Origin of the sequence: Bifidobacterium eulemuris, assembly GCF_014898155.1 — a bacterium.
GTDB classification, from domain to species: Bacteria; Actinomycetota; Actinomycetes; order Actinomycetales; family Bifidobacteriaceae; genus Bifidobacterium; species Bifidobacterium eulemuris.
This window is the reverse complement of sequence record NZ_CP062938.1, coordinates 170,258-191,511: the sequence shown is the minus strand read 5'-3', so window position 1 is coordinate 191,511 and position 21,254 is coordinate 170,258. Positions and strand designations below refer to the sequence as shown.

21 protein-coding genes are annotated in these 21,254 nt (G+C 62.7%); 9 read left to right on the top strand and 12 right to left on the bottom strand.

Features of this window, described 5'->3' with window-relative positions; all coding sequences use genetic code 11:
* Position 1: 1 nt before the first annotated feature.
* From BE0216_RS00880 to BE0216_RS00865, 4 genes are all read right to left on the bottom strand, one after another.
* Positions 2-505, bottom strand: coding sequence for a MerR family transcriptional regulator (locus tag BE0216_RS00880; protein ID WP_094636337.1), 504 nt, complete (start codon positions 503-505; stop codon positions 2-4).
* A 121-nt stretch (positions 506-626) separates the two neighbouring features.
* Positions 627-2,417: a 1-deoxy-D-xylulose-5-phosphate synthase gene (locus BE0216_RS00875; protein WP_094636338.1), complete on the bottom strand. Its 1,791-nt coding sequence runs from the start codon at positions 2,415-2,417 to the stop codon at positions 627-629.
* A gap of 255 nt (positions 2,418-2,672) precedes the next feature.
* Positions 2,673-3,551, bottom strand: coding sequence for an aldo/keto reductase (locus BE0216_RS00870; protein ID WP_094636339.1), 879 nt, complete (start codon positions 3,549-3,551; stop codon positions 2,673-2,675).
* Positions 3,552-3,644: 93 nt separating this feature from the next.
* Entirely contained in the window at positions 3,645-4,493 is an 849-nt protein-coding gene (locus BE0216_RS00865; protein ID WP_094636340.1) for an aldo/keto reductase, read from the bottom strand.
* Between the two features lie 165 nt (positions 4,494-4,658).
* Between BE0216_RS00865 and BE0216_RS00860 the strand changes: the two genes are divergently transcribed.
* On the top strand, positions 4,659-5,513 hold the full coding sequence (locus BE0216_RS00860) for a LysR family transcriptional regulator (RefSeq protein ID WP_094636341.1): 855 nt from the start codon (positions 4,659-4,661) through the stop codon (positions 5,511-5,513).
* Positions 5,514-5,571: 58 nt separating this feature from the next.
* Here BE0216_RS00860 and BE0216_RS00855 read toward each other — a convergent pair whose 3' ends face one another.
* Both BE0216_RS00855 and BE0216_RS00850 read right to left on the bottom strand, forming a co-directional pair.
* Positions 5,572-5,946, bottom strand: coding sequence for a HepT-like ribonuclease domain-containing protein (locus tag BE0216_RS00855; protein ID WP_094636342.1), 375 nt, complete (start codon positions 5,944-5,946; stop codon positions 5,572-5,574).
* Entirely contained in the window at positions 5,946-6,446 is a 501-nt protein-coding gene (locus BE0216_RS00850; protein ID WP_226805665.1) for a nucleotidyltransferase domain-containing protein, read from the bottom strand. Before BE0216_RS00850 ends, BE0216_RS00855 begins: the two co-directional genes overlap by 1 nt.
* Positions 6,447-6,680: 234 nt before the next feature.
* On the opposite strand from BE0216_RS00850, the gene BE0216_RS00845 reads away from it, so the two are divergent.
* The 4 genes from BE0216_RS00845 to BE0216_RS00830 all read left to right on the top strand — a co-directional run bounded on the left by BE0216_RS00845 (position 6,681) and on the right by BE0216_RS00830 (position 10,334).
* The gene (locus tag BE0216_RS00845) at positions 6,681-7,301 is read left to right on the top strand and encodes an MptD family putative ECF transporter S component (RefSeq protein WP_094636343.1); all 621 of its coding nucleotides are present in this window, start codon (positions 6,681-6,683) and stop codon (positions 7,299-7,301) included.
* A gap of 47 nt (positions 7,302-7,348) precedes the next feature.
* Positions 7,349-8,110, top strand: a complete 762-nt coding sequence (locus BE0216_RS00840) for an energy-coupling factor transporter transmembrane component T (protein ID WP_226805664.1) — start codon at positions 7,349-7,351, stop codon at positions 8,108-8,110.
* 71 nt (positions 8,111-8,181) lie between these two features.
* A complete protein-coding gene (locus BE0216_RS00835) occupies positions 8,182-9,717 on the top strand; it encodes an ABC transporter ATP-binding protein (protein ID WP_404801816.1) in 1,536 nt (511 codons plus the stop codon).
* A complete protein-coding gene (locus BE0216_RS00830) occupies positions 9,714-10,334 on the top strand; it encodes a hypothetical protein (protein WP_094636345.1) in 621 nt (206 codons plus the stop codon). Before BE0216_RS00835 ends, BE0216_RS00830 begins: the two co-directional genes overlap by 4 nt.
* Before the next feature lie 253 nt (positions 10,335-10,587).
* Here BE0216_RS00830 and BE0216_RS00825 read toward each other — a convergent pair whose 3' ends face one another.
* The 5 genes from BE0216_RS00825 to BE0216_RS00805 form a co-directional block, all read right to left on the bottom strand.
* Positions 10,588-11,295, bottom strand: coding sequence for an SDR family NAD(P)-dependent oxidoreductase (locus tag BE0216_RS00825; RefSeq protein WP_094636346.1), 708 nt, complete (start codon positions 11,293-11,295; stop codon positions 10,588-10,590).
* A 226-nt stretch (positions 11,296-11,521) separates the two neighbouring features.
* Positions 11,522-12,916 carry a sugar porter family MFS transporter gene (locus BE0216_RS00820; RefSeq protein WP_094636347.1) on the bottom strand — a complete coding sequence of 465 codons (1,395 nt, stop codon included), beginning with the start codon at positions 12,914-12,916 and terminating at the stop codon, positions 11,522-11,524.
* 58 nt (positions 12,917-12,974) lie between these two features.
* Complete coding sequence (locus BE0216_RS00815) at positions 12,975-14,120, bottom strand: aldose 1-epimerase family protein (RefSeq protein ID WP_226805662.1); 1,146 nt, start codon at positions 14,118-14,120, stop codon at positions 12,975-12,977.
* A gap of 2 nt (positions 14,121-14,122) precedes the next feature.
* Entirely contained in the window at positions 14,123-15,028 is a 906-nt protein-coding gene (locus BE0216_RS00810) for a carbohydrate kinase family protein (RefSeq protein ID WP_072726742.1), read from the bottom strand.
* Positions 15,029-15,152: 124 nt separating this feature from the next.
* A complete protein-coding gene (locus BE0216_RS00805) occupies positions 15,153-15,839 on the bottom strand; it encodes a D-lyxose/D-mannose family sugar isomerase (RefSeq protein WP_072726743.1) in 687 nt (228 codons plus the stop codon).
* A gap of 313 nt (positions 15,840-16,152) precedes the next feature.
* On the opposite strand from BE0216_RS00805, the gene BE0216_RS00800 reads away from it, so the two are divergent.
* The 3 genes from BE0216_RS00800 (at position 16,153) to hxlB (ending at position 18,329) form a co-directional block, all read left to right on the top strand.
* A complete protein-coding gene (locus BE0216_RS00800) occupies positions 16,153-16,911 on the top strand; it encodes a DeoR/GlpR family DNA-binding transcription regulator (RefSeq protein WP_226805661.1) in 759 nt (252 codons plus the stop codon).
* A gap of 106 nt (positions 16,912-17,017) precedes the next feature.
* Positions 17,018-17,728, top strand: a complete 711-nt coding sequence (locus BE0216_RS00795; protein WP_094636348.1) for a beta/alpha barrel domain-containing protein — start codon at positions 17,018-17,020, stop codon at positions 17,726-17,728.
* Positions 17,729-17,762: 34 nt separating this feature from the next.
* Positions 17,763-18,329 carry a 6-phospho-3-hexuloisomerase gene (hxlB, locus tag BE0216_RS00790; protein ID WP_072726745.1) on the top strand — a complete coding sequence of 189 codons (567 nt, stop codon included), beginning with the start codon at positions 17,763-17,765 and terminating at the stop codon, positions 18,327-18,329.
* 82 nt (positions 18,330-18,411) lie between these two features.
* Here hxlB and BE0216_RS00785 read toward each other — a convergent pair whose 3' ends face one another.
* Positions 18,412-19,701 carry a uracil-xanthine permease family protein gene (locus BE0216_RS00785; RefSeq protein ID WP_072726746.1) on the bottom strand — a complete coding sequence of 430 codons (1,290 nt, stop codon included), beginning with the start codon at positions 19,699-19,701 and terminating at the stop codon, positions 18,412-18,414.
* A 337-nt stretch (positions 19,702-20,038) separates the two neighbouring features.
* On the opposite strand from BE0216_RS00785, the gene BE0216_RS00780 reads away from it, so the two are divergent.
* Positions 20,039-21,172 (top strand): 5-methyltetrahydropteroyltriglutamate--homocysteine S-methyltransferase, encoded by a 1,134-nt coding sequence (locus tag BE0216_RS00780; protein ID WP_094636349.1) that lies wholly within the window; start codon positions 20,039-20,041, stop codon positions 21,170-21,172.
* The last annotated feature ends 82 nt before the right edge of the window (positions 21,173-21,254 follow it).

Sequence of the window (21,254 nt, the reverse complement as noted above, 5' to 3'; positions counted from 1 at the left end):
CTCAGCCGACGCGGCGCACCTGTTCGAAGAGATCGCGGTTCTCGTCGAGGATGCATTCGGCGTCGGCGCGGCCCTCGGCCACGGCGTTCCAATACATCGTTTTGATCGCGCAGTAGGACTGTTGGATTTTGATGCGCTCAAGCTGTTCGGCCAAACGCAGGGCCTGCGCATCAAGCAGTTCGACCTGCTGTTTCGCCCGTTCGCGCACGACCAGAGGATCGACGTCGCCCATCTCGGCGGACATGACTTCGGTCGCATTGCCCAGATATTGCCGCATCGCGTCGAGCGACATGCCGATCGCGTTCATGCAGGAGATGGTCTGCAACACGTCGATGTCATGCTCGCTGTAGACACGATGTCCGGAGCTGGGATCGCGCGCCACCGGCGGGATGATGCCAATCTGCTCATAGTAGCGTAACGTCGATTCGCTTAATCCGCTCAGCAGCGAGGCTTCGCGGATCGTATGCCATTGCGTCCGGCTGGTTGTGGTGTTCTGCTGTGTCATACCGTTCACGCTAATGACTTCAAGTACTTGAAGTCAATCGAGCGTCCTCTTCCGAAAAAACGGCGGCTCTCCCCCGCCAGAACAGGTAGGAGAGAGCCGCAGCATGCGTGTGGCTTAGTGTTTACAGCGCGAGTCGCACTTCCTCGGCGATCGTCTCAGGGTTGAGATGATAGCGACGGAACAGTTCGTCGGTGGGAACGCAGTCGTTGAACTCCTTGTCCGCACCGTAGTTGAGCACCGTCATGGTCCTGTCGGCGGCGAAATGCGCCGCAACCTCGCGTCCGAAGCCGCCGGTGAGCATGCCGTCCTCCAAGGTGACGACCACCGTATGCTCGTCGCGCAACGCGTCCAACGCGTTCGCGTCGACGGCGGAGAACACGCGCGGGTCGATCAGTGTCGCGTCCACGTCGAGCTTGTCCTTGAGTTCGGCACGAACCCGCACGCCGAGCTGCAGGAAGTCGCCCAGCGCGAGAATCGCGACCTTCGAACCGCGTGCGATGGTGCGGTACGACAGATCCTTCTCACCGAACGAATCCGACTCCTCTTCGGCGACCGGCTCACCCAAAGCGGCGGCCAGATCGGCCTCGGAATACAGCGAGCCGGGCTGGGCGATGAGTACCGGACGGTTCGCACGGTCGATGGACCAGTCGAGCATGGCGAGGTATTCCTCGCGCGTGGCCGGCGCCAGACCCGTCAGACCGGGGATGGTGTTGGCCATGGCGATGCCGTACATGCCGGCATGCGTGTTGTCGGCCGGCGCGATGGATCCCATGCTCATCATGATGATGGTCGCCGGATTGCCCTGCAGGGCGAGGTCCTGCTGCAGCTGGTCGTAGGCGCGCTGCATGAAGGTGGAGTACATTTCCACGACCGGTTTGCCGCCCGCCTTGCCGATGCCGGAGGCGAAGGCGATCGCATGCTGTTCGGCGATGCCCACGTCGACGAACTGACGGCCCACGCGCTCGCGGAAGTCGCGCGGGAAACCGGAGCCGGCTGTGGCGGCGGTGATGGCGACCACCGTGGGATCGGCCTTCATCTTGCCTTCCAGGAAGTCCACGGTCACGGAGTCGACGTCTTCGACGGGGCCGGCCTCCTCCATCTGCTTCAGCGCGGCTTCGGGCAGACGCCAGTGGCCGGCTTCCTTGTTCTCATCGGCCCATGCGGATCCACGGCCCTTGTCGGTGTGGATGTGCACGACGACGGGGTGGTCGATGTCGCGCACCTGCTCGAAGGCCTCGACGAGCGCGGCGGTGTCGTTGCCGTCGGCCACATACAGGTAGTCGAGGCCGAAGTCGCGGAACATATTGCGTTCCGAAGCGCCGTTCGTGGCGCGCAGTTCGGCGAGGCCCTCGTACATGCCGCCCTGGTTTTCGGCGATGGACCATTCGTTGTCGTTGAGCACGATGATGAGGTTCGTGTCCATCGCGCCGGCGTTGTCGAGGCCTTCGAGCGCCTCGCCTTCGGAGAGCGAGCCGTCGCCGATGAAGGCGATGACGTTCTCGTTCCGGTCGTTCAGGTCACGGCCTTTGGCAAGTCCCACGGCCATGGAGATGGAGGTGCCGGTGTGGCCGACGACGAAATGGTCGTGTTCGCTTTCGCTTGGATGCGTGTAGCCGGTCACGTCGTGATAGTGGGCCGGGTCGAGGAAGGCCTCCTTGCGTCCGGTGAGGATCTTATGCGGGTAGGACTGGTGGGAGACGTCCCACACAATTTTGTCGTTCGGGGAATCGAACACGTAGTGCAAGGCGATGGTCGCCTCGACCACGCCGAGGTTAGGGCCGAAATGGCCGCCTGCCGCGGTGACCTTGGTGAGAACCGCTTGGCGGATCTCGTCGGCCAGTTCGGGCAGTTGGGCGCGCTCGAGCTTCTTCAGATCGGCGGGCCCGTTGATGGAGTTCAGATGGTTCGTCACGGTTGTGTCCTTTCGATATGCGTTTGACGCAATGGACACGACGTTAAAAACTTCAAGCGCTTGAGGTCAAAACCGAATCCCCGTTTGTTCACCCTCGGCGTGAAACCTCCAAGCGAACACGTGCGCCAAACATCCCTTACGCCGTCATCCCGTGCGAATGCGTGCGCCAAACCCTCTACGCCGTCATCCCGAGCGGAGCATAGCGGAGTCGAGGGATCTCAGAACCCATGGCGCCAACCGTCTTCTCGACCTTGGTCAGTACAGATACTGCGTCTCACCCAAACCGGGCTTGATGTAGTTGGCGTACAGGTTGCTGACCGTCTCGACGTTCAGATGGTCGAAGATGCGCGGGAAGTCCGGATCCTCAAGTCCTGCGAACGCGGCCATGTCATCGGAGTCGAGATGGAAGTCGAACACATCGAAGTTCTCCACCATACGCTCGCGATGCGTGGTTTTGGGAATCACAGCGACGCCCTTGTCCAGCAGGGCGCGCAGCACCACCTGCCCCACGGTTTTGCCGTGCTTGTCGCCGATGGATTTCAACGTCGGGTTGGAGAAGATGCCGTTTTGCGCTTCGGCGAACGGCGACCAGGCCTCATGCGCGACGCCGAGGTCACGCATGACGGCATGCGCCTCCTCCTGCTGTCGGAAAGGATGCGTCTCGATCTGGTTGACGGCCGGCGCGACCTTGGACAGCATGCACACATCCACAAGACGTTCCGGATAGAAGTTGGAGACGCCGATGGCGCGCAGCTTGCCCTCCTCATACGCCTCCTCCAGCGCCCGGTACGCGCCGGGGTAGTCGCCCATGGCCTGATGCAGCAGCATGAGGTCGATGTATTCGAGCCCCATCTTCTCCAGGCTTTCGTCGATGGAGCGCTTCGCGCGCTCGTAGTTGAGGTTGATCAGATGGATCTTGCTGGTGACGAAGATCTCGGAACGGTCGATGCCGCTGCCGCGCACGGCCGCGCCCACGCCTTCCTCGTTCATATACGCCTGTGCCGTGTCGATGAGTCGATAGCCGACCTCAAGCGCCTCGCGCACGCAGCGTTCGGTGTCGTCGACGGGAGTCTGGAAGACGCCGAAGCCGAGCATCGGCATAGTCACACCATTGTTGAGGGTTACGAATTCCATAGTGATGTTCCTTTCTGATTCGGCATGAGATGCGGCGCATGGCTTCCGGAGCCACGCGCCGACTGTCGTGCGTTCTGTGCGAATGTTCCGCCGTCACGCCTGCTGGCTGTAGTCGTTGTGGCGCAGCACGAAGTCGGGGGCCTCTTCGGGCACCGTATAGTACGGGCGCTGCGGCAGCGCGTTGATCTCGGCCATCTCATCATCGGTAAGAGCGAAGTCGAAGATGTCGATATTGTCCTTGATATGCTGCGGATCGCAGGTCTTGGGGAAGGTGACGTTGCCTTCCTGCAAGTGCCAGCGCAGGATGATCTGCGCCGCGGTTTTGCCGTACTTGTCGGCAAAACGGGCGAACACCGGTTCGGCGAGCAGCGTTTGGTCGCCGTGTCCCAGCGGATACCAGCCTTCGAACACGAGATTCAGATCGGCCAGTTCGCTCTTGAGCGCGTGCTGGTTCCAGTAGGGGTTGATCTCCACCTGCAGCACGGCCGGCGTGATATCGGCCACGTCGAGGATCTGCCTGATCTTATGCACGGGGAAGTTCGACAGGCCGATGGATTTCACTTTGCCGGCCGCGACCGCCTCCTCCATCGCCTTCCAGCCGGAGACGTAGTCGCCGTAGGGCTGGTGGAACAGCAGCAGGTCGATATAGTCCATGTCGAGGCGTTCGAGCGTCGCGTCGATGTCGTGCGCGCACTGCTCGTACGGGTAGCTTTGCGGGAACAGTTTGGTGGTGACGAACAGGTCCTCGCGCTTGACGCCGCTCGCCTTGATGGCACGACCAACGGCCACTTCGTTGAAATAGGCGTTGGCGGTGTCGATATGCGTGTAGCCGGCGGCGATGGCCTGAGGCAGATGCTCATCGACCTCCTTCGATGTCATCTGGAACACACCGAATCCCAATGCGGGGATGGCTGCGCCGTTGTTCATGGTGAAATGCTGCATGCGTACTCCTTGATGAGTTGAATACCGTACATGCATTATTTTGACGGAGTTGATTCCGTATGTACAATGCAACACAAGGAACCGCTTATGCATCAGACGCATAAGTAGGATTAATGGTGGCGCAACCGCCCAAGACCATCCCAAGAAGAAACGAAGGAGTCCGGTATGGAACTCGACCAGCTGCGTGCCCTTGACGCCATCGCCGCCGAAGGCACGCTGTCCGCCGCGGCACAGACGCTTCGCGTCTCGCAACCGGCGTTGTCCCGTTCCATGCAGCGGCTGGAGGCGGAATTCAATCATCCGCTTTTCGACAGGACGGGGCGGCGGATCACCCTCAACGAGACGGGACGCACCGCGGTGGATTGGTCGCGGCAGATCCTGCGCGACATCCGTCTGATGCGCGAGGCCGTCGAGCTGACGGCCCGCCGCACGCGAACAGTGAGGGTGGGCACCGTCGCCCCGGCGCCGCTATGTCTGCTCGCCAGTCTGATGATGGAACGTTTCCCGCAGGAGACGCTCACTTCGGACACGCTGACCTCAAGCGAGGTGGAACGGCATGTGGCCGACGGCACGCTCGACCTCGGCATCATAGCCCAGAAGCCCTCGTCTCCGGCATTGCGATCCTGCGAACTCATGCATGAGCGTCTTTCCGTCGCTTTGCCGCCGAATCATCCGCTCGCCGCCCGCGAATCCGTCACCGCGGACCAGCTGGATGGCGAGACCTTCCTGATCCTCACCGATATCGGCTTCTGGCGCGAACGCGTGGACCGGTCCCTTCCGCACTCCACGTTCATCGAACAGCGCGACCGCGGCGTGTTCGATCGCCTGCGCCATTCCACGCCGTATTGCACCTTCGTCACGGACGCCCCGTTCATGCTGGATGCCATGACGGGGCGCGCCCTGGTGCCGATCGACGACGATATGGCCAAGGCCACCTTTTCGCTGATCATCCGCTCCGACGCCCAAGGCTTACCGGAACGGCTGTTCGACTGGGCCGCGAACCGCCATTCGCGCCAATAAGGCGCGTGACACGGGCCACCGGGCCGCGCGATCGCGCATCGGGACGAAACCGTGGACTTCACTCGTCTTCAATCGTTGCGACGTAGGGACGCAACTGTTCGAGCAACGATTTCACGTTCGCCGTGGCCGATTCGTAGAGCGCGTGCGATTCGATCTCGTCGTACTGATGCACGATGATGTTGCGCAATCCCCGTAGTTCCTTCCACGGCAGGGCCGGCGCGGACGAGAGGAACTCATCGGATAATCGCCTCGCGGATTCCTGCGCCTGCAGCATCTCCATCGCCACCGAATTGAACAGCCTCCGGTCGGATTCCAACGCATCAGCCGAATCCACCTGGGACGCGTCGGCGAAGGCGTGTTCCAGATGCTCAACCAGACGGAGCAGGTTGGTTTCGTCGCGATAGCGTCGATCGGCATGAATGGTCCCGGACATCACGCCACCTTGATCATGTCGGGTTTGATGTGGTTGAAGAACCGTCTGCTGGCCCGGCTCGTTTCGGCATGACGTTCCAATGAAGTCAATGAGGTCAGCGACACCTCCCTGCCCAGCATGGTCCGCAATTCCTCAAGCAGCGCGGCATGCTGCATCATACCGAAGCGCGCGTCGGGTTCGAGACGGTACAGCAGGTCCACGTCAGAGTCAGGCCGCGCCTCGCCGCGCGCCATGGAACCATACAGCCATACTTCCGCCAATCCATATTGTCGGCATACTTTGGAGATGATGAGTTTAAGCGTCTCCAGCTCAAGCGTGCTCTCGGAGCGGAAGGCGCCGTCCAACGCTTTTTTGTAGCGCTGCAGAAAATCCTGTGTGGGATTGCCGACGCGTTCGGCGCGGGACACGGCCGATTGGGTGGTTCCCATCGCCTCGGCGACCGCTTTCTGGCTCAACCCAAGCCGCACGCGCTCATCCTTGAGTTCATCGATCATCTTCATGCCCCAACTATAGCATGTATGCTATATCCCGCTGAAGGCCGATCGGCGCAGAAACGCGCGCATGCGCCTGAATGCGAACGAGAGACAACGAACGAACAGGTGGATATCCCTCACATCGAGTCATCGAATAATGGGTTTTTGTCAAAAAGTATTGCCTTTTGCGCGCCGGCTCGTTAGATTGAAAAGTCTGACCTCGCAACGCCCATAGGCATCACACGAAGGAAGGCCGTCCCTATGACCGAACAGACCACCACCGACGTCGCAAGCAACCGTCTCACCGTGCCCGACCTCATCACCATCGGCGTGTTCACCGCCCTGTATTTCGTGATGGTATGCGTCGCCACGCTGTCGAGCACACTGTTCACCGGCGGCTTCGGCTCGATCTTCCTGCCGGCCATCTCCGCGCTGATCTCCGGCTGCGTGTTCATGCTGCTGGCCGCGCGCGTCGGCAAATTCGGCGGCATCACGGTGATGGGCGTGGTGATCGGCCTGTTCCTGTTCATCTCCGGCCATTTCGTGCTTTCGTTCATCGCCAGCATCGTCTTCCCGCTGGCCGCCGACCTTATCGCCCGCGCCGGCAAATACAAAAGCAAGTCGCTGCTGCTGGTCAGCTACGTCGTGTTCTCCTACGGGCTCACCGGCCCGATCCTGCCGCTGTGGTTCATGAAGGACGCCTATGTGGCGAGCCTGGAGAACCGCGGCAAGGACGCGGCCTATATCAACGGCGTGTTCGAGAACATCAACATCGGCACGTTCTGGCTGTCGATGGGCGCGATCCTCGTATGCGCGGTTCTCGGCGGCTGGTTCGGCCAGCGGATGATGCGCAAGCATTTCGTCAAGGCCGGCATCGTCTAGCCCGCCCGGCATCCACCGGCTATCGCATCCCTCACGCAAGCAATCCCATGACATATACGAAATCACACGCCGGGGCGGCATTCGGATCGCGCGACGGCATGGAACGCGCTTCGCGCCGCTTCCTGCGTCTTGATCCGCGGGCGAAGCTGTATCTGCTGCTCGTCGCCAATCTTCTGCTGTTCTTCCATGTGAACACGCATACCGAAGCGCTGCTGGTCGCGCTGTTCCTGGCATTGCAGTTGGCATCGGGGCGCGTGCGCATGGCGGCGCGGTTCGCGCTTATCTATGCCGTGCTGCTTGCCGTGAGCATGCTGGTTCCGGCCGATACGACCAACGTCTGGCTGCAGTTCGCGGCATTGCTGGCGGCTGGCATGCGCATGATGCTGCCCTGTTTCATCACCGGCGCGTATGCCTTCGCCACCACGTCGGCCAGCGAATTGGTGTGCGCGATGCGGCGCATGCGCGCGCCCGAAGCGCTTGTCATCCCGTGCGTGGTGGTGATCCGTTTCTTCCCCACCATCGCCGAGGACTATCGGCAGATCCGCAACGCGATGGCATTGCGGGACATCGCGTCGGGTGGAGCGGCGCTGCTGCGGCATCCCGCTCAATCGCTGGAATACATCCTCATCCCGCTGCTGATGAACGCGACCACCGTCGCGCAGGATCTGTCGGTGGCGGCATTGACCAAAGGATTGGGACGCCCGGGCGCGCACACCTCGCGTACGGAGATCCGCATGCGCGCCGTCGATTGGCTGGTGATGCTCGTGTGCACGATGCCGTTGGCCTTGGATATCGCAGGGGTGTTGTGATGATGGATTCCGCCATGCCGAAGTCTTGTGATCATTCCGGTTCCCCCATGCCGCAGGATGCGGGCGCATCCATGCAGGGCGCGGGCGAGGAATCCGTCATCTGCGCCGCCGACCATGCGTCCTTCCGTTATGCCGCCGCCGGCGATGACTATGCGCTGCACGATGCGACGCTTGCCATCCGCCAAGGCGAATGTGTGGTGCTGTGCGGCCAGAGCGGATGCGGCAAAACCACACTCACCCGCCTGTTCAACGGTTTGGTGCCTTCGTTCTTCGCCGGCGAGCTCACCGGCTCGCAGCGCACCTGCGGACTCGATGCGGCGTCCACTCCGATCGACGCGTTCACACCATTGGTGGGCAGCGTGTTCCAGAACCCCAAAACGCAGTATTTCAACGCGGACACCACCGACGAACTGGCCTTCGCCTGCGAGAACATGGGGTTGTCGTCCGAGGAGATTCGCCGTCGCGTGGAGTCCGTCGCGCGGCGTTTCGATGTGACGCATCTGCTGGACCGCAGCGTCTTCCACCTGTCGGGCGGGCAGAAGCAGCGCATCGCCATCGCGGCAGCCACGGTGCTCGACCCCAAAGTGGTGGTGTTGGACGAGCCGACCAGCAATCTCGACGCTTCAGCCATCGACGATATGCGCCATGCGATCGAAAGGATGAAAGCGGACGGATTGACCGTGATCGTCGCCGAACACCGACTCGCCTGGCTGACCGGCGTCGCCGATCGGTACGTGGTTTTCGAGCATGGGCATGTCACGCATGATCTGTCCGCGAGCGAATTCCTCGCATTGCCGCAGGAGCGGATCCGCGCCTTGGGATTGCGCGCGTTGGACCTCACGCCATATCGCCAACGGATCGAACGAAAACTCCATAATGACGACCTTGCCGCCCCAGCCGACCGACCGCCTGCCGAGGCGGCGTCCGCCCGTGAGCGCTCGTGCCCCTCGTGCGGCGAAACCATATTGCGCACGGAAAACCTATGCGTCGGCTATCGCAAACGCGACGCGTTCAGCCGCGACATCCCGGACCTCGAGCTGCGTTCCGGCGAAATCACCGGCCTGATGGGACGCAACGGCTGCGGCAAAACCACGCTGGTGCGCACGCTCACCGGCCTGATCAAACCGCTTTCCGGCCGAATCTCACTCGACGACCGACCCGCGCGTCCCGCCACGCTGACCCGCGCCGGATTCCTCGTGATGCAGGACGTGAACTATCAGCTATTCAGCGACAGCGTGCGCGAGGAGCTCCTGCTCGGATTGGACGAAACCGACCCGCAAGTCGCCGCCCGCTGCGAACGGCTGCTGAGCGAGCTCGACCTCGACGAATTGGCCGATCGTCATCCGATGAGCCTGTCGGGCGGGCAGAAGCAGCGTACGGCCATCGCCTCGGCGATGATGTGCGGCAAACGACTGGTCGTATTGGACGAGCCGACCAGCGGGCTCGACCGGACGCATATGGAGCAGGTCGGCGCGCTGCTGCGACGTCTGGCCGACACCGGCACCGCTGTACTTGTCGTCACGCATGACGAGGAGCTGGCCGCCGATTGGTGCGACCGCATCATCGATTTGGAATCCACCACACCATCTTCCAAGGAGGAATCATGACGTTCAATCCCAACGACTGGGCCGGCCAGTGGGAAAGTTTCGAACATTACATCGCGTCCGACGATCCGGCCATGCAGGCCACGTGGAGCAAGGCGGAACAGGCCGCGCTCTCCAATCCGGCCACCGCGCCGATGGCCGCGCACGGCATCCGCGCGTTCTGGTCGATGGCCTGCGCGACCACTAGTCCGGAACAGCCGCGTCCCATCGCCGGATGGCGCGTCGACGCGCACGGCGACGACGGATTCGCGCTGACTTGGCTGGCTGAGGACGGCGACGAACTCGGCACGTTCGCCTACACCGTGCACCATGTGGTGCCGAAGGGACTCGAAGGCTCCCCCACCACGGTGTTCGAAGCCGCCGACGCGCCTGCGGAATGCCCGTTCCGTTGGCTGCTCTCCATCGATCCGATGCCCGCGCGCGGAGCGTTCGCGCAAGGCGGTCTGCTCAGCCATCTGCATTTCCAGTACGCCAGCGACCTGAACACCCTGCTTGACATGTCGGCAGACCCGGCCGGCACACTGCGCAACACGCGCTGGTACGCCACCATGTGCGCGGATGAGGGCACGATCGACGACCGCTGCGCCATCGTCCGCGCCCTGCATCATCTGGAAGACTGAGCGTCATCTGATCCAATGCCGAAGCCGGACGGCCATAGGGCCCCAGTCGCATACCTATCTGCGTTACGGGTAGTGGATGTACGCCATTGCGGAGGTCGATCTGCGTTACGGGTGGTGTCCGATTCGTCATCCCGGCAGTAGCGGCCTTGATATTATGCGGCTCCTACTCACGAGTAGGGCACATGGGCACTACCCGTAACGCAGATCGACCTCCGCAGTCCAAAGAATCCACTACCCGTAACGCAGATAGCCTTCAGCTGTTGCGTTCGATCTGCAGGTCGGAGACGGTGAGGTTGGCGTCGTTGACGAGGTTGAACAGCATGACGCGCGCCACATCGGCCGGATCCATGAAGGTGTGCTGCTTCTCCTCGGAGACGTAGTCGTGGCTGTCGCGGTAGAAGGCGGTGTCGATGCCGCCCGGGTACAGACCGACGATTTTCACGCTCGTGCCCTTGTATGCCGCCTGAAGGCTCGTCGTATAGCCCTTCTCTCCCCATTTGGTGGCGCAGTAGACGCTTTCGTTGGCGTTGCCGCGCGTGGCTGCGGTGCTCATCACGTTCGCGATTTTGACGTCCTTCTCCCCCGTGGCCTTCAGCGTCTCCACACTCCACAGGATCATGCCCTTGAGTCCCTTGAGACATTTGTCGACGTCCGCGGCCTCGTAGCCGGTGGGCGTTTTGAAGCTCGGCTGCCCCGCATTGTTGATGAGCAGATCGATATGGCCCAACTCGGCGATGCGTGCGACGGAGCCTTTGACGAAGGTCTCGTCGGAGACGTCGCCGACGAACGCATGGTAGGAATCCGAAGGAAACTCTTTGACCAGTTCGCGCTGGCGTTCGGCGTTGAAGTCAACGCCCGCCACAAGCCAATCCTGTTCGATGAGCTGTCTCGCCAGCTCGTATCCCAATCCCAATGCGCTGCCTGTGACGATCGCGATGCGCTTGCCATTGATATCGGACATGGGTTTTCCCTTCTCGAACCGGTTTATCTGGGTTTTCCGTCTATGGTACCTCGCGCACGGAAGGAGTCGCCCCACCTGCCCGTGCGACCCTAATCGCACGGAACCTCACAATCGCACACGCCCCGAATCCGCGGAACCTCGGCGTTTCCACGAATCCCATGTTCGTTTCACACCATGTCAAGGTTCACACGCGGGTCCGGGGCGACGCGCTTTGTGCGAGGGCGGTTCAGGCCTTCATGTCCTCCAAGGCGACTCCCTTGGTCTCTTTGACGAATCTCAGCACGAAGAAGAAGGAGAGGAAGGCGAACAGCGCGAACAGACCGTAGACCAATCCCACGTTGACGCCGAGCAGCACCGGGAACGACACGGTGACCACGAAGTTCGAGGTGTACTGCACGGCGGTGCCCACGGACATGCCCGCCGAGCGCATCGCGTTGGGGAACATCTCGGAGAGCATGCCCCACGACACAGTGCCCCAGGTCACACCGAAGGCGACGACGAAGAGGTTGGCGCACACCAGGGCCAGCGGTCCGGTGACCGGCCCCATCGACGGGGAACCGTCGACGATCGGGGCGGTGCCGAACAGCAGCGCGAGACCGCCTTGGGCCACGACCATGCCGATGGATCCGGCGAGCAGCAGCGGGCGTCGTCCGATACGGTCCACCAACGTCATGCCGATAAGCGTGGCCACGATGTTGACCAGCGAGGTGATGGCGGTGATGGTGAACGAGTCCTTTTCGGTGAATCCGACGGCGCTCCACAGCGTGTTTGAGTAGTAGAAGATCACGTTGATGCCGGTGAACTGGTTGAAGATCATGAACACCACAGCCACCCACACGATTGGCTTGACGCGGCCGTTCGCGCCGAGAAGATCACGGAAGGAGGGCTTGTGGTCGGCGCCGATGGAGGCGCGCATGCGCGCGATCTGCTCGTCGATGGGCGCGGGATCGACGCTGACCGAGGCGAGCACCGCCGCGGCCTGCTCGTCGCGATGCTGGGCGACGAGGTAGCGCGGCGATTCGGGGATGGCCAGAGCCAAGGCGAAATACAGCACGGAGGGCACGGCCATGCACATGAACATCCACTGCCAGGTGTCCAACGGACCCATGACCTCGCCCGCGCCGCCGGAGACGTTGACCAGCAGCGCGTTGACCAGCAGGGAGATGAAGATGCCGATCACGATGCCCAACTGTTGCATCGCACCCAACACGCCTCGCTCGTCGGCCGGCGAGATCTCGGCGATGTACACCGGCGCGACCATGGCGGCGACGCCCGCGGCGAATCCGCCGAGCACGCGGAAGGCGACCAGCATCCAGATGCTGGTGGAGAAGCCGCAGCCGACGGCGCAGATGAAGAACAGCACGGAGGCGATTTTCATCATGGGCACACGGCCGATTTTGTCGGAGATGCGGCCGGCGAGCAACGCGCCGACACCGCCGGAGATCAGCGCGGAGCCGACGGCGAAGCCGAGGACGGCGTCGCCGGTGGCGAATTCGGTTTTGATGGCTTCGGTGGCGCCGTTGATCACGGCGGAATCATAGCCGTACAGCAGGCCGCCGATGGCGGCGATGATGGCGAGACGCCGCGCGACGGCACGCTGGCTTTTGTTGTTTTCGGACATGGTTGTTCCTTCTTCGTTGAAAGATGTTTTTGAAAATGGAGGGAAACGGTCGGCGATGTCAGGCCAACATGGCGTCGCGTCGCGCGATGAGGGCATCGATGGCGTCCCGACCTTCGACGACGGTGAAGGCGAGCGTCTTGCGCTGCGAGCTCTGGGCCGCGATCATAGGCAGATCGCCGCGCTCCTCATGCCAGCCGCGTCCGTACACCTTGGAGTTCGAGGGTTCGAGTCCGACCACATAGTCGCCCGAGGCCATGGATTTCCATTCCATGAAATGGGGGAAGTCCTCCACAGAGAAATCGATGACGACGCCAAGCCCCAGCCCGCGGTTGACGACGGCCGCGAAGCTGCGTCCTGATTCGTCGGCGGCGAGTTCGTGGATGTACACGCTTTCGGGCTTGTTCGCCTCCGGAGCACCGATCTCGTTCCATGCGGTCGCGTCGGCGGCGGTGGTCTCGTCGCGGGGCGTGGCGGCGCGGCTCGGGATGACGACCTCGGCGCCTTCCGCCAGCAGAGGCCAGCCGAAGTTGCAGTGGTACATCCACATCAGCGGCTCGTCGCGGAACGATTCGTTGGATACCTCGTCCTCCACGATGATCGACGGCTCGCCGTATGTCGTGCGGATCGTGCGGCGCAATACGAGGTTCTCTCCGAACAGTTCCGCCTCGCGCATCTCGCCCGAGACCTCGAGCACGTAGTCGCCGCCCTCCCAGCGGGCGTCGGCGCGCACATGCTCGGCCGGAGTGGTGCGCACGCGGCCATGCATCGGATAGTCGCCGGCCGGATACCGCGAATCCTCAGGCGTCGAATACGGCCCGCAGATGTTCTCGAACCCGCAGGTGAAGAACAGTCCGCCCATAATCGAACGCAGCGCCTCCTGGCCGTGCGTGTCGAACTGGTTGCGGCCGTTGAGCCCCGGTTTGGACAGGAATGTGAGATTCTCGCCCCGGTATTCGAACTCGCTCACGTCGAGCGCCTTGTCGGCCATGGAAACGAACCTCAACGGCCCGTTCTTCACTTCGATGGCATCGAGTCCGTGCGCGCGCCCCTCCCGATAGGTGATCGGGCGGACGTAGGCGGCCTGCTGCATGCTGCCCATGTGGGCGAGCGCATCCGAGCGTGTTGCGTTATCGAACGCTACGCCCGCGGCGGCTTCGCCGACGTTGGCATGCGGGTCCATATGTTCCGCGTTGATGCCCGTCATGATCACGCCTCCTCCAATTCGTCGGGATACTGGGGCCATGCGCCCGACTGGGTGCAGACGAACGCGGAGACCTCGACGGCGCGGCGGTGCGCCGCGGCAAGGTCGTATCCCCGCAGCAGGTAGGCGAGAAACGCGCCGGAGAAGGAATCGCCGGCGCCGACGGTGTCGGCGACGTCGACTTTCGGCGTGGGCAGGATGGATATCTCGTCGCGGCCCATCACGATGCTGTAGTCGCCGCCCGCCGTCAGAATCACCACATCGAGGTCGAACTGCTCGGCCAGTACGCGCATGACGTTCTGCTGCGAAGCGATCGACTCGCCCGGCGCGTCGATGCCGAACAGATTGGCCACGACGGGCAGTTCCTCGTCGTTGATTTTGAGGATGGTCGCGCCTTCCATGAATCGGGTGATGACCTCTTTGTTCACGAATCCGGAGCGGATGTTGATGTCGAAGAACCGCACCGCGTCGTCGCGCGCGGCGTCGATCATCGCGTAGATGGCGTCCCTCGTGCCCCATGCCTCGCGCGCGGCGATGGTTCCGTAGCAGATCGCGTCGGCGTGGGAGACGAGTTCCTTCACCTCGTCGGTGAATGCGATATGGTCCCAGGCGACGCCGCGCACGACGTCATAGGAGGGCACGCCGTCAGCGTCGAGGCTGACGGAGGTGATGCCGGTGGGATACTCGTTGACTTGCGCGACGACGTTGACGCCGCCCTCGGACAGCACGGAGACGAGTTCGCGGCCGAGCTCGTCGTCTCCGACCGCGGTGACGGCCGTGGCTTCGACGCCGTTGTGCGCGGCATGGTAGACGAAATTGGCGGGTGCGCCGCCCGGCTTCTTGCCATCGGGCAGCATATCCCACAGCAGTTCGCCGATGGTGACCACGGTTGCGGGTGATGAGTTGGTCATGATGAAGACATTCCTTGGAAGATGATGGGTTTTGGGTATGCGGGGCCAAGGGAGCGGCGCGTCATGTGTCGGCCGCTCCCCTTGCCGGATGATGGGTGCGCGATGGCCTAGGCTACGGGCCGGGTCATTCCTTGACCGCGGGATACTCGTTGCACAGCAGGCGGTAGGCGGGCTCGTCCTCCTCGATTTCGGGGAAGCGGCCGACGGGCTCGTAGAAACGATTGTCGATGTTGTCGTCGTTGCACATCGACACCTCGCCCACCAGTGTGGGCACGGAGTCCTCCTTGATGTAGTACTCGTGGTAGGTGTACGGGTAGAAGGTCAGCGACTCGCCCTCGTTGAGCTCGATGTCCTCGCCGGCGGGCACGTAGTAGCGTCGGCCGTCGCGGCACACCAGCACCGGGGTGTCGAGACGCTCCTCGGTTTCGGGGTCGGCGTTGTACAGATGGAACACCGCGGTGCCGCCGCCGCGCACGATGATGTCCTCCATCTTGTTCCAGTGGAAATGCATCGGGGAGAGCTGGCCGGGCATGCTCATCATGATCTTCTCGGCGTAGACCTTGGTGTACTTGTCGTCCTTCACATTGCCGTTGCGCAATGTGATGAGCGCCAGACCCTTGTGTTCGAAGTCCCCTTCGCCGTAGTCGGTGATGTCCCAGCCGAGCATGTTGTCGCGCACCTCATCCCATTCATGGTCCTTTCCGGCCCACTCCTCGGGGGTGAAGCTCAGATACGGCGGAATGCGGAAGTGGTACTTGTCGAGCAACTCTTCGAACTGCTTGATGGTGGCGTTGATTTCGGAGCGCTTCATGGTGGCGTGCCTTTCTTATTCGAACGTCGGGCGTTGACGTCTTTGTTTCATTATCGGTTATTGGGGTCGGTGCCGCGCCATAACACGTCGCCGTATCGGCGCGACAGCCAAGCATTCCGAACCATTTCGTTTTAGTTTCGATTTGTTTCGTTTTGCTTGTTGACAAAGTTATAACACAAGGTTACGATAGTTGTCAACACAAAACGAAAGGTTTTGAAATGAATATTTCTCCATAAACGATAAAAAACGAAAATCTCTTGGTATGATGAACCCAGCGACCCAGCAACACCGCGACGCCAGCCAAAGGAGGCATATGATGATGAAGGCCGAACGACAGGAACTGATCCTCAAGTACCTCGAAGCCAACGGCCGCATCGTCGTCGCCGACTACGCCAAGGAGCTCGGCGTGACGGAGGCCACCCTACGCAAGGATCTGCAGGAACTCGATGAGATCGGCGCCGTGCAGCGCGTGCACGGCGGAGCGATCAAACCCGACACCGAGCTCAGCCGGTTCGAGAACCGCGTCGACCTCGGAGTGGACGTCAAAAAGCGCCTCGCGCAGACCGCGATGGGCGAGATCTGCGAAAACCGCGTGATCTTCATCGACGGCGGCTCCACGAACTATCTGGCGGCGCAGGCGTTCCCCCGGGATTGGGAGGGCACGGTGATCACCAACAGTCCGGCCGTGGCGCTGTGGCTGTCGGACTACGACCATATCGAGGTCAATATGCTGCCCGGCATCGTGCACCATAAGTCCAAGGAGACCATCGGCTCCGCGGCGCTCACCGTGCTGCAGCAGCTGCACTGCGATCTGGTGCTGCTCGGCGTCTCATCCATCGACCCCGAGCACGGCATCACCACGCCATATATGGAGTCGGCCGAGACCAAGCGCGTGATCATCAAGGCCGGCGCCAAGGTCATGAGCCTCATCACACCGGAGAAATTCAGGCACATCTCCACCTACCGCATCGCCGAATGCGACGCGCTGGACGTCATCGTGACGGAAGGCACGCCCGACTGCGTGGACGCGCTCACCGCCATGGGCGTCGCCGTGCGCGTCACCCAGCAGTAATTCGGCGCGCAACCACACCGCATCACACGACCCGACCGGGGTGGGCGAGACACGGATCCGCCGCACCCTTGGCCCAACGCACCCTTTTACCAGACAAGGAACTCCAATGACGGCCCCATTCCCCGAACCCCATTTCGCCATCTCCCTGTACTGCTCCGACTTCCGCAACCCGGCCCCGCAGGTCGAATACCTCAACACCGTGGCCGACACCTACCACGTCGACATCATGGATGGGCACTTCTCCCCCAGCATGGGCTTGTGCACCTCCTGGATCGAGCAGATCCTGCCCCTGAGCACCCTGCGCAACGAGGTGCATATGATGGTCACCGACCCCGACCATTGGATCGACCAGCTGGTGGCCGCCGGCGCGACCATGCTCACCCCGCACGTCGAATCGCTCGGCGCGCACGCCTTCCGCACCCTGCGCATCATCCGCGAGAACGGATGCGGCGCAGGCATCGCCGTGAACCCGCTGACCTCCTTCGCCGAATGCGAGATGCTGCTGGAACGCGTGGACCTCGTCACCGTGATGACCGTGGAGATCGGATACAGCGGCGAGCCGCTCATCCCCGAAACCCTGCGCAAGATCGAAGAGTTGGCGCGGTTCCGCGACGAACACGGACTGAACTACGAGATCCAGATCGACGGCTCGTGCAACGAGAAGAACTTCAAAACCATGCGCGAGGCCGGAGCGGACACCTTCGTGCTCGGCAACACCGGCATCTTCAAACGCGATCCCGACATCCGCAAGGCCTGGGCAATGACGCTGGACGCCTACGAGCAGGCCACCGGCGAGAAAACCGCCAACAACCGCTAAGCACGCACGCCACCGTAAGAAAGGAACGCATATCATGACCGCAACGACCTCATTCCGCGAATGCGAACGCATCATCGTCAATGAACTGTCCGACGTACTCGCCAACGTCGACGAAAACCAGATCGACCAGCTGGTCGGCATGATCACCGACGCGCGCAAGGTGTTCTTCGTCGGCGTGGGCCGCGTGCAGCTGGCTTTGGAGGCCATCGCCAAGCGCCTCGCGCATCTGGGCATCGACACCGTGATGGTGGGACAGATCACCGAGCCGGCCATCTGCGACCGGGACCTGCTCATCGTCGGCTCGGGCTCCGGAAAAACCGGCTTCCCCCTGTTCATCGCAGGCAAGGCGAAGCAGTACGGCGCCAAGGTGGCACGCATCGGCATCGTGGAGGAATGCCCGATGACGCCGTACACCGATCTGTTCGTGCATGTGCCCGCCGCGGGCAAGCCGGGATCGGGCACCAAGCCGAGCGAGCAGCCGATGACCAGCCTGTTCGAGCAGTCGCTGCTGTTGGTCGGAGACGCCATCGCCATGTCCATGGTGCGGGAGAGGCACATCGATCTCGATTCGCTGTGGGAGTTCCACGCGAACCTCGAGTAGCCCGGCCCGCCGCCGACACGACGAAGCCCACGCCCGCTGGAACGCGCGGCGTGGGCTTCGTCATATAAAAACGGACGACCGATCACTTCACGTCGGGATCGTCCTTGTCGATGGTGCCGGTGGCCTTGCCGATGGCCTTGAGGCCGTGGTAGGCGACGAGCACGGCGATGGTGCCGAGGGCGATGCCGTTGAAGGAGACGCCCTGGATGGCGAAGGTGAAGTCGGCGATGCCGATGATCATCACGATGGCCGCGGTCATCACGTTGATAGGCTTGTCGAAGTTGACCTTGTTCTCCACCCAGATGCGCACGCCGATCATGCCGATCATGCCGTAGAGCAGCGTGGTCACGCCGCCGAGCACGCCGGAGGGGATCGTGTTGATGATCGCGCCGAACTTCGGGCACAGGCTCAGCAGCAGGGCGAAGCCGGCCGCGCACCAGTAGGCGGCGGTCGAATACACCTTGGTCGCGGCCATCACACCGATGTTCTCGCCGTAGGTGGTGGTGCCGGAACCGCCGCCGAAGCCGGCGATCGCGGTGCCCAAGCCGTCGGCGAACAGGGCGGTGCCCATCTGGCCGTCGTAGTCGCGGCCGGTCATCTGGGCCACGGACTTGACGTGGCCGACGTTCTCGGCGACGAGCACAAGCACCACGGGGATGAACATAGGCAGAATCGAGAAGTCGACCTGCGGCAGGTGGAACTGCGGCAGACCGATCCAGTCGGCCTCGCCGATGGCGGAGAAGTCGACCTGGCCGCGGATGCAGGCGTAGATATAGCCGACGATCACACCGAGCAGGATGTTGAGTCGTCCGAGCAGTCCGCGGAAGAGCACGGCGATGAGCAGCACGGCCAGCAGGGTCACCAGCGCGGTGTCGGGCGCGGCCTGGAAGTTGGTCCACACGCTGGGGGCCAGGTTGAAGCCGATGATGGCGACGATGGCGCCGTTGACGACCGGCGGCATGATGATGTCGATCCACTTGGCGCCGGCGTAGTGCACGAGCACGCCGACGAGCGCGAGCAGCAGGCCTGTGACCAGGATGCCGAAGCTGGCCACGGCGATGCCCTTGTTCGCCGTGGTGACGGCGGTGATCGGGGCGATGAAGCCGAACGACGAGCCGAGGTAGCTGGGCAGCACGTTCTTGTTGATGAGCAGGAACAGCGCGGTCGACATGGCCGTGAAGAACAGCGTGGTCGACGGATCGAAGCCGGTCAGGATCGGCACGAGGAAGGTCGCGCCGAACATGGCGATCACATGCTGCGCGCCGATGCCGATGGTGCGGCCCCAAGTCAGGCGCTCGTCGGGTTCGACGACCTCGCCCGGCTTGAGCGTCTTGCCGTCGCCGTGCAGCGCCCAGGAGAACAGGTTGGACAATGGAGTCTCCTCACTTCTTGTATGAGCGCGGGCGCCACCCTGCGCGGCCCGGTTCCGGATCGCCGTCTCCGACCGCGCGCGGGGCCGCCCGCATATTCCTTGGTTATTGTAATCGCCCCGCCGTCATCGTGTGTCACCAGCCGGTTACAGGCCCGTCATCAAACAGTCGGAACGGTTGTTCGCCTGCCAGTCGATACTCCAATGCGACACGTGACGCCGGCATACGGACATCGCCGGACATGCGCGCCCCATCCCACGTATCGTGGGATGGTTTTCGTCGTGCGGCACCCGGTGCCGCGAGTCCGACGAGCGAAGACACGAAAGGAATACCACACCCATGACCTATGCGAAGAACGCCCCGTTCCGCGCCGATGTGGTCGGCAGCTACCTGCGGCCGGCCGAACTCAAAACCGCCCGCGCCGACTTCGAGGCGGGCGCAATCGATGCCGCCGCGCTCAGGGCGGTCGAGGACCGGGCGATCGCCGATCTGATCGCCAAGCAGAAGGCCGCCGGGCTGAAGGTGATCACCGACGGCGAGTTCCGCCGCAGCTACTGGCATCTCGATTTCATGTGGGGTTTGCAGGGCGTGGAGCGCCGCTCCGCCAAGCAGGGCTATATGTTCCATGACGAGGAGACGCGCGCCGACACCGCCGTGGTGACCGGCAGGATCGGCGGCGAGAACCACCCCTTCGTCGAGCATTTCAAGTTCGTCAAAGCGCTGGAGGACGACGGCCAGGTGGCCCGCCAGACGATTCCCGCGCCGATCCAGCTGTATTCGGAGATCACGCTCGACCGCGCCGAAGGCCAGGTGGCCTCCTTGCGCGCCGCCTATCCCGACGACGAGGCGCTCAAGGCCGATATCGCCACCGCCTACCGGCAGGTGCTGGCCGACCTGTATGCCGCCGGTTGCCGCAACGTGCAGTTCGACGATTGCACGTGGGGCATCTACTGCGACACCGATTTCGTGTCCAAAACCGGCATGAGCGCCGTGGATATCGAGCAGGTGAGCCGTCTGGGCGTGGAGCTCAACAACGCCGCCATCGCTGGCAAGCCCGAAGATCTGGTGGTCACCACGCATGTGTGCCGCGGCAACTACCACTCCACCTACGCGTTCGAGGGCGGCTATGATCCGATCGCGCCGTACCTGTTCGCGGATGAGGATGTGACGGCCTTCTATCTGGAGTTCGACGACGCGCGCTCCGGCGGCTTCGAGCCGCTCAAGCACGTCGCCGACGACAAAACCGTGGTGCTGGGTCTGGTCACATCGAAGAAGCCCGAGCTGGAGGACGCCGCCGTGATCAAGGAGCGCATCGCCGAAGCCGCCCAGTACGTGCCGCTGGAGCGTCTGTGCCTGTCCACGCAGTGCGGTTTCGCCTCCACGGAGGAGGGCAACAAGCTCACCGAGGAGCAGCAGTGGGCCAAGATCGCCCTCGTCCAGTCCGTCGCCGCCGAGGTCTGGCCCGAAGACTGATTTCGCCACTTCGCCCGACATTCTTTGATGTTCTGAGCCGCTCCGACCGCATTCGGAGCGGCTTTTCTTCGTCGCAAGACCT